Source organism: Streptomyces sp. NPDC001985 (genome assembly GCF_040296845.1).
Taxonomy (GTDB): domain Bacteria; phylum Actinomycetota; class Actinomycetes; order Streptomycetales; family Streptomycetaceae; genus Streptomyces.
On the sequence record NZ_JBEOYB010000128.1, the window covers coordinates 1 to 11089 of the forward strand.

Sequence of the window (11089 nt, forward strand, 5' to 3'; positions counted from 1 at the left end):
CGCCGACGCTCCGCGTGGGCTCCCTCCTCCGCCTCGCGATCCACGGCACCGGACCCCGCTCACCGATCCGGCCCGATCCGAAAGAAACTCCCTAGCGGACGACCACGGCCCCCGGCACCGGTGACGACGCCACCCGGGCCGTGCGGCAGGTGCCGGACTCGGTCAGGGACTTCGCGACCGACCGCGCGGCCTCGGCGTCCGCCGCGAGGAAGGCCGTGGTGGGGCCCGAACCGGAGACCAGACCGGTGAGCGCACCCGCCGACAGCCCGGCCCCGAGCGTCTCGGCGAGAGAGGGGCGCAGTGAGAGCGCCGCCGGCTGGAGGTCGTTGGAGTGGGTGAGCGCCGCCGCCAGCGCGAGGGTGTCACCGGTGCTCAGCGCGCGGAGGAGATCGGCCGACGGCTCCGGCTCGGGCACGCTCACCCCGGCGGTGAGCCGGTCGAACTCCCCGTACACCGCCGGGGTCGACAGCCCTCCGTCGGCGACGGCGAACACCCAGTGGAAGTCCCCGCCGACCGTCAGCGGGGTGAGCAGCTCCCCCCGGCCGGTGCCGAGCGCCGCCCCGCCCACCAGGCTGAAGGGCACATCGCTGCCCAGCTCGGCGCAGATCTCCAGCAGCTCCTGCTGGGTGGAGCCGAGGCCCCACAGGGTGTCGCAGGCCAGCAGCGCTGCGGCGCCGTCGGCGCTGCCGCCCGCCATCCCGCCGGCGACGGGGATGTCCTTGGCGATGTGGAGGTGCACATCGGGGGCGAGCCCGTGGCGCTCGGCCAGCAGCACGGCCGCGCGGGCCGCGAGGTTGGTGGGGTCCAGGGGGACCTGTCCAGCGTCGGGGCCTTCGCAGGTGACCGTGAGGGAGTCCGCCGGGCGGACCGTCACCTCGTCGAAGAGGGAGACCGCGAGAAAGACATTGGCCAGGTCGTGGAAGCCGTCGGGGCGCGCCGCGCCCACCGCCAGCTGCACATTGACCTTCGCCGGCACCCGTACCGTAACGCTGCTCACGCCTTGCCTCCGCTCATGACTGCGCCTTCGCCTCCGCGATCCGTGCGAACTCTTCCACGGTCAGCGCCTCTCCACGAGCCTGCGGCGAGATCCCGGCCGCCACGAGCGCCGCCTCGGCCACCGCCGGGGAGCCGGCCCAGCCGGCCAGCGCGGCGCGCAGGGTCTTGCGGCGCTGGGCGAAGGCGGCGTCCACGACGGCGAAGACCTCGGCCTTGGTGGCGGTGGTCTCCGGCGGATCGCGGCGGACCAGGGAGACCAGTCCGGAGTCGACGTTCGGCGCGGGCCAGAACACATTCCGCCCGATGGACCCGGCGCGCTTGACCTCCGCGTACCAGTTCGCCTTGACCGACGGCACGCCGTACACCTTGTTCCCCGGCGCCGCCGCGAGCCGGTCGGCGACCTCGGCCTGCACCATCACCAGGGTGCGTTCGATGGTCGGGAAGCGGTCGAGCATGTGCAGCAGCACCGGCACGGCGACGTTGTACGGGAGGTTCGCGACCAGCGCGGTCGGCTCCTCGGGCAGGGTGTCGACCCGCATGGCGTCGGAGTGGACCAGCGAGAAGCGGGTGACCCGTCCGGGCAGCCGCGCCAGGATGGTGGCGGGCAGCGCCGACGCCAGCACGTCGTCGATCTCGACGGCGACGACCCGGTCGGCCGCCTCCAGCAGCGCCAGGGTCAGCGAGCCGAGCCCGGGCCCGACCTCCACGACCACATCGTCCTCGCGGACACCGGCGGTGCGCACGATGCGGCGGACGGTGTTGGCGTCGATGACGAAGTTCTGGCCGCGCTGCTTGGTGGGGCGGACTCCCAGCGCCGAGGCGAGTTCGCGGATGTCGGCGGGGCCGAGGAGTACGTCGGAGGGCTCAGTGGTGCTCACCGATACAGCGTACGGGGCCGTGGCCGGGGCTCCGGCCGCGGTGCGGCGCGCCGCGGCGCTACCCGTGGAGCCGGTCGCCGCAGTGGGGCCAGGGGGCGGTGCCGCGCTGGATGTAGAGCTTCTTCGCGCGGTAGGTCTGCTCCTCGGCGGGCGCGTTCTGGGGGCGCCCCCGGCCGCCGAGGGCGCGCCAGGTGCCGGTGTCGAACTGGTAGAGCCCGCCGTGGGCACCGGAGGAGTCGACGGCGGCGGGCCGGCCGCCGGACTCGCACCGGGCCAGCGCGCTCCAGTTCAGCCCGTCGGCACCCGGCACCGACCGGGGGGTGGGGGCGGTGCCGGACAGCACGCGCTGGGTGACGGGACGGCGCACCACCTCGTCGGCGATCTTCCTCGGGCGCTGGCGGACCCCGTTCACGGTGCGCAGCTCGTAGGTGACCCGGCGGACGCCCGGCACGCCCTGCCGGGAGACGATCTCGGTGCCCCGGTAGAGAGTCGGGTCGGCGGAGGTCACCGTCTCGAAGGGGATGGACTCCTCCCGGACCTCGCGGGTGCCGGTGATCCGCAGGACGGAGACGGTCTGGCCGTCGCGGGGGAATCCGCCGGGCGGTACGGAGGTGGTGTCCTGGGCCCCGAGGGCGATCCCGGCCTCGGTCAGCGCCTCGGCGACGGTCGCGGCGTTGGTGCGGACGGTGTGCTCGCGGCCGTCCGCCATGAAGGTCACGGTGCGCTCGGTGCGGACGTCCAGGGCGAGGCCCTCGCGGGAGATCGCGGCCGAGCGGGAGGCCGAGAGAAAGGCGCCGTCGGCCCGGACACCGAGCTGGCGCAGGGCGCCCCCGACGGTGCGGGCGGTGGTCCAGACCCGGTGGCGGTGACCGTCGAGAGTCAGGGTCACGGGGCGGCCGTAGCGGACGACGATCTCATCGCCGCTGGTCAGCTCCGTGCCGGGGGCGGGGGCCACGAGGTCGTGCGCGCCGACGCCGACACCGCTGTCGTCCAGCAGCTCCTGGACGCTGTCGGCGAAGGTGTGGAGGGTGCGGGGCCGGCCGTCGACGGTGAGGCGGACGGCCTTGTCGCTGGCGACGAAGGCCGAGGTGCCGCCCGCGAGGAAGACGACGACCAGGGCGCGGGGGACGAGCCCGCGCAGACCCGCGGTGTCGGGGCCGGGGGCGGGGCGCCGCCGTCTGCCGCGACCGGCCGCCGCCGCCGTGTCACCGGCGGTCGCGGTCGCGGCCCGGCCGGGGTGCGGGTCGCCCAGCGGCCCCGGGTACGGCTCGTACGGCTCACGGAACCCGTACAGCCCCTGGGGCTCGGGGTCGCCGGTCCGGAACGGCCGCCAGGGCGCCTCCGGTACATCCGGCACGTCCGGCACGTCCGGCACGTCCGGCACATCGGGCGCATATGAATCGTACGGCTCGTACGGCTCGTAGGAGGGGGTTCCGTACGGGAGCGTTCCGAGTGGCGGGGTGTACGGGCCCGGGGCGGCGGGCGCCGGGCGGGGGCCGCTCTGGCGCGGGAAGGGCGGATGGCCCCCGTGTCCCTCGTGTTCCCCGTGTCCCTCGTGTTCCCCGTGTTCCCCGTGTTCCCCGTGGCCCCCGTGCTCCTCCCGGCCCTCGTGGAGCCGGCCGTATCCGCGGCCCCGCGCCCGCGTCTCGGCGTACGGGTCCGCGTACGGCCCGGGGTGCGGCTCGTCGGGGCGGTACGCGTCGGTGTACGGGTCGGCGTGCGTCGCGCCCCGGGCGGGTACGCCGGGCCGGGTGCCACTGAAGCCGCTGAAGCCGCTGGGATCGTTCACGACGCTCGCTCCGTAAGGTCCGGGTCCGGTCGGACCGATGGCCCTGCGGCCCGGACGCTATCGGAGCGGACGGTGACTCTCCAAAGCGAGCCGGTCACACGGTGTCGCGGACCCCCGGCGCGGAGCGGGCGCTCAGTAGTCGAACGCCTCGGCCGTGTTCGCCGCCACCGCCTCCGCCATGGTGTCCTCGTCCAGCCCCTTGACCCGGGCCATGGCCCGCAGCGTCACCGGAATCAGATAGGGCGCGTTGGGCCGTCCTCGGTACGGCGCCGGGGTGAGGAAGGGCGCGTCCGTCTCCACCAGGACGAGTTCGCGCGGGGCGACGGCGAGGGCGTCGCGCAGCGGCTGGGCGTTCTTGAAGGTCATATTGCCCGCGAAGGACAGGTAATAGCCCGCCGCCGCGCAGACCCGGGCCATGTCCGCGTCCCCGGAGAAGCAGTGGAACACCGTGCGTTCCGGCGCGCCTTCCTCGGCGAGTATCCGCAGAACATCGGCGTGGGCGTCCCGGTCGTGAATGACCAGTGCTTTGTTGTGCCGTTTCGCGATCTCGATATGGGCGCGGAAGGAGCGCTCCTGCGCCGCGATGCCCTCGGGGCCGGTCCGGAAGTGGTCGAGGCCGGTCTCGCCGACCGCGCGGACCTGCGCCAGCGCCGCCAGCGCGTCGATCTCGGCGAGGGCGTCGTCGAGCGCCGACTCGCCCCCGGCCTCGCGGACGCCCTGCCGGGCGGTGCCGTCCGGGTCGCCGAGGACGATGCGCGGGGCCTCGTTGGGGTGCAGGGCGACCGACGCGTGCACCGCGGCGTGCTCGGCGGCGGTCCGGGCGGCCCAGCGGGAGCCCTCGATGTCGCAGCCCACCTGGACGACGGTGGTCACCCCCACGGCCGCGGCCCTGGCGAGCGCCTCCTCCACCGTGCCCTCCTGCATGTCCAGGTGGGTGTGGGAGTCGGCGACCTCGACCCGGAGCGGTTCGGGCAGTGGCGGCGGGGTGGACTTCGTCATGGGCGCGATCCTACGAGGCCCGCGCCCACGGCTTCACCTCGGTGAACGGCCGGGCCGCCCGTCTCCCGGGGCCGGGCGGCGGCCCGCCCCGGGGCCGGCCCTGCCCCCGCCGGCCGTGCCTACCTCCGTTGGAAGGGGTGGAGGAGGTCCGACAGATGCCAGTGGTGGTGCGGCTTGGCGTCCGCCTCCTCCCCCGGCCCGGCCGCCGGCTTCGGCTTCGGCTTCCTGCTCCGGGTGGGGTGGGTGATGCGCGCCGGGCTCTCGAACCGCTCCGTCAGCTCCCGCACGTTCGAGACCTGCCCGGCCTTCATGATCCGGACGACATGCCCCCCGCAGTTCAGACAGGTCGGGCTCGACAGCGGGGAAGGGACCCGCCGGCCGTCCGCCTTGTAGACGACATACTCACGGCCGGACGCGTCGATGTGGTGCTCGATCTCGTACGCCTGCTCCCAGCCGTGTCCGCAGCGCATGCAGCAGAAGGCATATGCCTCGTGGACCTTGGCGGTGCCCGTGATCTCACTCATGCCAGCTCCTTTCCACTGACCCAGTGGACGCCCATTCCGGCGGGAGCGCATCAGCGCTGTCGAATAATGGAGGGCTCTTTGGGCTTCCCATGCCCAAGGGGCCCCGAACCCGGTCTTCCCTTTGCTTTCCACGGTAGACCTTTACCGTCTCAGGGGCCGGGCGGCGCCGAATTCTTTGCCGCGACGACGGCGTCGAACACCTCGCGCTTGGGCACACCGGCCTCGGCGGCGACCGCCGCGATGGCCTCCTTGCGGCGCTCCCCCGCCTCCTCGCGCAGCCGTACCCGGCGCACCAGTTCCTCCGGGCCGAGATCGCCGGGTCCGGGGGCGGGCGCGCCCTCGACCACGACGGTGATCTCGCCGCGCACCCCCTCTGCCGCCCAGGCGGCCAGCTCGGCCAGCGGCCCGCGCCTGACCTCCTCGTAGGTCTTGGTCAGCTCACGGCAGACGGCGGCCCGGCGATCCGCTCCGAACACTTCGGCCATTGCGGTGAGGGTGTCGTCCAGTCGGTGGGGGGCCTCGAAGTAGACGAGGGTGCGGCGCTCTGAGGCGTTCTCGCGGAGCCGGGTCAGCCGCTCACCGGCCTTGCGGGGCAGAAAGCCCTCGAAGCAGAAGCGGTCCACCGGGAGCCCCGAGAGGGCGAGCGCGGTGAGCACGGCGGAGGGTCCGGGGACGGCGGTGACCCTGATGTCCCGCTCGACGGCGGCGGCGACCAGCCGGTAGCCGGGGTCGGAGACGGAGGGCATCCCCGCGTCGGTGACCAGCAGCACCCGGGCGCCGCCGGCGAGGGCGTCGACCAGCTCCGGCGTACGGGCGGACTCGTTGCCCTCGAAGTAGGAGACGACCCGGCCGGAGGTGTGGACGCCGAGCGCCTGGGTGAGACGGCGCAGCCGCCGGGTGTCCTCGGCCGCGACGACATCGGCGCCCGCCAGCTCGGCGGCGAGCCGGGGCGGGGCGTCGGCGACATCGCCGATCGGGGTGCCGGCGAGGATCAGCAGACCTGCCCCGGGGGTGGGGGCGGTGGGGCCGGGGGGCGTGTCGCGGGGCTGGTCAGTGGTCACGTACGCCATTGTCCCAGGGCCGGGGCGGGCTCCGGCCCCGCCGGGGTCCCGCGCCCCGGGGCGGGCTCCCGCCGGGTTCGCGGACGGCTCCGGACGGCCGGAGTGGGGACGGAAGCACACCTCGCGCACGGACGTTCCCTACGATGGCGCGGTGACCAGTACCGCGCCACAGACCCACCAGGGCAGGGACGCCGAGCAGCAGCCCTCCGGCTGGCAGCACCGGCTGCGCAGATTCGGCTATGCGCCCCCGTCCGTGATCGGGCTGCGCGAACGCCTGGTCCCCCCCTTCAACCGCCCGTCCGAGCGGCTCTGGCCCGTCTTCGGCATCGCCCCGGCGGTGGCCGCCCCGCTGCTGCGGGCCTCCGCCTGGCTGGGGCCGCTGTTGGTGGCGCTGGTCGCGGGGGTGCTCCGGTTCTGGAACCTGGGCAAGCCCGACGCGGTGATATTCGATGAGACGTACTACGCCAAGGACGCCTGGGCCCTGATCAACCAGGGGTACGAGGGGCACTGGCCGAAGGACATCGACAAGAAGATCCTCGGCAATCCCTCCGCCGTCGAGGTCCCCGTCGACCCCGGCTATGTGGTCCACCCGCCGGTCGGCAAGTGGATCATCGGCATCGGGGAGAAGCTCTTCGACTTCACGCCCTTCGGCTGGCGTTTCATGGTCGCGGTGCTCGGGACGCTCTCGGTGCTGATGGTCTGCCGGATCGGCCGCAGGCTGTTCCGCTCGACCTTCCTCGGCTGTCTGGCGGGCGCGCTGCTCGCGGTCGACGGGCTGCACTTCGTGATGAGCCGGGCGGCCCTGCTCGACCTGGTGCTGATGTTCTTCGTGCTGGCGGCCTTCGGGGCGCTGGTCGTCGACCGGGACTGGGCGCGGCGGCGGCTCGCGGCGGCGCTCCCCGAGGACGAGGAGGGGGTGCTGCGGCCGGACGCGGACATCGCCGAGGGGCTGCGGCTCGGCTGGCGGCCCTGGCGGATCACCGCCGGGGTGATGCTGGGCCTGGCGGCGGGCACCAAGTGGAACGGCCTCTATGTGATGGCCGCGTTCTGTGTCATGGCGGTGCTGTGGGATGTCGCGGCCCGGCGGACGGCGGGCGCGGTGCGGCCGTACCGGGCGGTGCTGCGCAAGGACCTGGTGCCGGCCTTCGTCTCCACGGTGCCGGTGGCGCTCGCCACCTACATGGTGTCGTGGTCGGGCTGGTTCGCCACGGACAAGGGGTACCACCGCGGCTGGGCCGACAAGCGCGCCGGGCTCTCGCCCGACAGTGTGACGCTGCCGCTGCTGGGGCAGATCGATCTGCCGCAGTTCTCGATGAGCTGGGTGCCGGCCCCGCTGCGCAGCTTCTGGCACTACGAGACCGAGGTCTACAACTTCCACGTCAATCTGAAGTCCGGCCACATGTACGAGTCCAACCCGTGGAGCTGGATCGTTCTCGGCCGCCCGGTCTCGTACTTCTACGAGGACCCGCCGGCGGGCAAGGACGGCTGCCCCTCCGACGCGGCGGACAAGTGCGCGAGCGAGGTGCTCGCGCTGGGGACCCCGCTGCTGTGGTGGGCCGCGTGTTTCGCGCTCGGCTACATCCTGTGGCGCTGGTTCTTCCGGCGGGACTGGCGGGCGGGCGCCATCGCCTGCGGGGTCGCCGCCGGGTGGGTGCCGTGGTTCCTGTACCAGGAGCGCACGATCTTCCTCTTCTACGCCGTGGTGTTCGTGCCGTTCCTCTGTCTGGCGGTGGCGATGATGATCGGCGCGATGCTGGGCCCGCCCGGCTCCGACGAGCGGCGGCGCGCGATCGGCGCGATCGGCTCCGGGGTGCTGGTGCTGCTGATCGTCTGGAACTTCATCTACTTCCACCCGCTCTACACCGGGACACCGATCCCGATGGAGGAGTGGCGCGACCGGATGTGGCTGGACACCTGGGTATGACGTATGTCGTTTGACCGGAACTGATCAAGAGACATACGTTCTGCGCCCTGACCCTGCTCCATGAGGACGGGTTGACCACTCGAAGCCTTGGGGGCGCGGTGCACTGGTATCTCGATGTCCTGAAGAAGTACGCGACGTTCCGGGGGCGGGCGCGCCGCAAGGAGTTCTGGATGTTCACGCTGTGGGCGACGGTGACCGCGATCCCGCTGCTGGCGCTGGACATCGTGCTCTGGGAGCCGCCGGTCCTCACCGTGCTCTACGCCCTGGCCATCGGTCTGCCCAGCCTCGCGGTGACGGTGCGCCGGCTGCACGACATCGGTCTCTCGGGCTGGTGGTATCTGATCTCGTTCATCCCGATCGCCGGTCCGACCGTGATCTTCGTCTTCAACCTCCTGGACGGCCAGGTGAACGACAACGAGTTCGGCCCGAACCCGAAGTACGCGCACATCGTCTGAGCCGGAGCCTGAGCCGGGCCGGGCCGGCTCAGGCTCAGGCTCAGGCAGGCGGTCCGCTCAGTCGGTGAGCCCGGCGACCGCCACGGCCCTGCTGACCCGGACCCGCACGGTGAGGGAGCCGGGCCCGCTGTTGCGCTCCCCGGTCCGCTCGGCCAGCTCCTCGCCGAGATAGCGCTCCGCGATCCGGGTGGCCCAGTGCCGGGCCTGTTCCGGGTCCTCGCTCACCTCCGCCTGGCCCTGGAGCGTCACAAAGCTGAAGGGGGGCTGTTCGTCGTCCACACAGATGGCGACCCTGCCGTCCCTGATCAGATTGCGGCCCTTGACCGACTCCTTGCCGGTGTTGAGCACCAGTTCGTCCCCGTCGAGCAGAAACCACACCGGAGCGATGTGCGGGCTGCCGTCGGCCCGTACGGTCGAGAGCTTCGCGGTACGGGTGCCCTCGGAGACAAACGCGTGCCACTCGCCCTTCGTCATCGTTTTCGCCATTTGGCCATATTCCGACAGGTGCGGGGTGACGGGCGGTCAGGCACGCCGGAGGACCCGTGGCGCATACGTCCCGGTCCCGTAACAAGCGGGCCCCCGGCTCGCTCCCGTCCCGTAGGGTTCAGGGCGGAATGCCTGCTTGAACGCGTTCAAGAAAGGCCGGTTGCTGAGGAGGGGACTGCGGGCCATGCGCAGTGGAGCGAAAGTCGCCATCATCGGCGGCGTCTTTCTGGCCGTCGCGGGCGGCGTGGGGTACGGCGGCTACACCATGCTGAGCGGCGGGGGCGACGACGGGCCGGCGCCGGAGAAGATCCTGACCGGTCCGGTCACCCCCGAGGAGACCGACCGGGCGGCCGGCGCCTTCCTCACCGCGTGGGCCGAGGGCCGGGGGCCCGAGGCGGCCCAGCTGACCAACAAGCCGGTGGAGGCCGAGCCGCATGTCACCGGCTTCCGCACCAAGGCCAAGGTCTCCCGGGCCGTGATCACCCCGGGGACCCCGGCCGGCCCGAAGGTGCCCTTCACGGTGAAGGCGACCGTGTCGTTCGACGGCGGCAGCAAGCCCCTGTCGTACAGCTCCGAACTGACCGTGGTGCGCGGGAGGACCACCGGCCGGCCGCTGGTCGACTGGAAGCCGTCCGTGGTGCATCCCCGGCTGACGGCGACCACCTCGCTCCTGACGGACGAGTCCGCCGCGCCGCCGGTCAGGGCCGTGGACCACCAGGGGCGTGAGCTGACCGAGAAGAAGCACCCCTCCCTCGGGCCCGTGCTGGCCGCCCTGCGCGAGAAGTACGGCAAGGAGGCCGGCGGCACCCCCGGCAGCGAGCTGGTGATCTCCTCCACCCGGGAAGGGGTGGCGGACCAGACCCTGCTCACCCTGAGCAAGGGCAAGGAGGGCACCCTGACGACCACCCTCGACGCGGAGGTCCAGGCGGCGGCCGAGCGGGCGGTGAAGAAGCACGGCCAGGCGTCGGCGGTGGCGGTCAAGCCCAGCACGGGCGAGATACGGGCGATAGCCAACAGCCCGGCGTCCGGCTACAACACGGCGATGCTCGGCACCCAGGCGCCCGGCTCCACCATGAAGATCGTCACGGCGGCGATGATGCTCGACAACGGCGCCGTCAAGGGGCCGGACTCCTCGGTGGAGTGCCCGGCCACCGTGCAGTGGGCGGGCGCCACCTTCCAGAACCTGAACAAGTTCGAGATCGAGAAGCCCACCTTCCGGCAGGCCTTCCAGCGCTCCTGCAACACCACCTTCATCAAGGCGGTCACCCCGCTGGGCGAGGGCAAGCGGGACACCGCGCTCGCCGAGACCGCGAGCACGTACTTCGGCATCGGGCGCGAGTGGCGGACCGGGGTCGCGAGCTTCGACGGCAGTGTGCCGGAGTCGACGGGCACCGAGACCGCCGCCTCGTACATCGGCCAGGGCCGGATCACGATGAACGCGCTCACCATGGCGTCCGTCAGCGCGACCGCGAAGAACGGCGCCTTCAAGCAGCCGGTGCTGGTGCCCGCCTCCCTGGACGGCCGCGAACTGGCCACGGCCGACCCGCTGCCGGGCCCCGTCGCGAGCGGCCTGCGGGACCTGATGGGCGCGTCCACCCGGGGCGAGGGGACCGGACGCAAGGCCATGGCGGCGGTGACCGGCGACAAGGGCGCGAAGACCGGCTCGGCCGAGGTGGACGGCCAGGGCAAGTCCAACAGCTGGTTCACGGGGTACGCCGACGATCTGGCGGCCGCCGCCGTGGTGCAGTCGGGCGGGCGCGGCGGGGACGCCGCCGGGCCGGTGGTCGCGAAGGTGCTCAACGCCCGCTGAACCACCGTGGGCCGGGCGCTTGTCGTGAGCCGCGCCCGTCGTGAAGCCGGGTGCCCGGGACCCCGGAGCGCCGCTGGGGAGTTTCTTTCGGATCGGGCCGGATCGGTGAGCGGGGTCCGGTGCCGTGGATCGCGAGGCGGAGGAGGGAGCCCACGCGGAGCGTCGGC

General features: G+C 72.9%; 10 protein-coding genes. 3 read left to right on the top strand and 7 right to left on the bottom strand.

Annotated features, from left to right (window positions below):
• Positions 1-91 precede the first annotated feature (91 nt).
• From ABT122_RS32165 to rsmI, 6 genes are all read right to left on the bottom strand, one after another.
• Positions 92-997, bottom strand: coding sequence for a 4-(cytidine 5'-diphospho)-2-C-methyl-D-erythritol kinase (locus ABT122_RS32165; protein ID WP_351559472.1), 906 nt, complete (start codon positions 995-997; stop codon positions 92-94).
• 13 nt (positions 998-1010) lie between these two features.
• A complete protein-coding gene (rsmA, locus tag ABT122_RS32170) occupies positions 1011-1874 on the bottom strand; it encodes a 16S rRNA (adenine(1518)-N(6)/adenine(1519)-N(6))-dimethyltransferase RsmA (RefSeq protein ID WP_351559473.1) in 864 nt (287 codons plus the stop codon).
• Between the two features lie 58 nt (positions 1875-1932).
• Positions 1933-3258: a resuscitation-promoting factor gene (locus ABT122_RS32175; protein ID WP_502976241.1), complete on the bottom strand. Its 1326-nt coding sequence runs from the start codon at positions 3256-3258 to the stop codon at positions 1933-1935.
• A gap of 537 nt (positions 3259-3795) precedes the next feature.
• Positions 3796-4662: a TatD family hydrolase gene (locus ABT122_RS32180; protein ID WP_351559475.1), complete on the bottom strand. Its 867-nt coding sequence runs from the start codon at positions 4660-4662 to the stop codon at positions 3796-3798.
• A 119-nt stretch (positions 4663-4781) separates the two neighbouring features.
• A complete protein-coding gene (locus ABT122_RS32185) occupies positions 4782-5186 on the bottom strand; it encodes a hypothetical protein (protein ID WP_351559477.1) in 405 nt (134 codons plus the stop codon).
• A 149-nt stretch (positions 5187-5335) separates the two neighbouring features.
• Entirely contained in the window at positions 5336-6247 is a 912-nt protein-coding gene (gene rsmI, locus ABT122_RS32190) for a 16S rRNA (cytidine(1402)-2'-O)-methyltransferase (RefSeq protein WP_502976240.1), read from the bottom strand.
• Between the two features lie 151 nt (positions 6248-6398).
• On the opposite strand from rsmI, the gene ABT122_RS32195 reads away from it, so the two are divergent.
• Positions 6399-8171 (top strand): dolichyl-phosphate-mannose--protein mannosyltransferase, encoded by a 1773-nt coding sequence (locus ABT122_RS32195; RefSeq protein WP_351559479.1) that lies wholly within the window; start codon positions 6399-6401, stop codon positions 8169-8171.
• 71 nt (positions 8172-8242) lie between these two features.
• Positions 8243-8626, top strand: coding sequence for a DUF805 domain-containing protein (locus ABT122_RS32200; RefSeq protein WP_351559481.1), 384 nt, complete (start codon positions 8243-8245; stop codon positions 8624-8626).
• Positions 8627-8683: 57 nt separating this feature from the next.
• On the opposite strand, the gene ABT122_RS32205 is transcribed toward ABT122_RS32200, so the two are convergent.
• A complete protein-coding gene (locus ABT122_RS32205) occupies positions 8684-9112 on the bottom strand; it encodes a PPOX class F420-dependent oxidoreductase (RefSeq protein ID WP_351559483.1) in 429 nt (142 codons plus the stop codon).
• Between the two features lie 184 nt (positions 9113-9296).
• Between ABT122_RS32205 and ABT122_RS32210 the strand changes: the two genes are divergently transcribed.
• On the top strand, positions 9297-10922 hold the full coding sequence (locus tag ABT122_RS32210) for a penicillin-binding transpeptidase domain-containing protein (RefSeq protein WP_351559485.1): 1626 nt from the start codon (positions 9297-9299) through the stop codon (positions 10920-10922).
• The last annotated feature ends 167 nt before the right edge of the window (positions 10923-11089 follow it).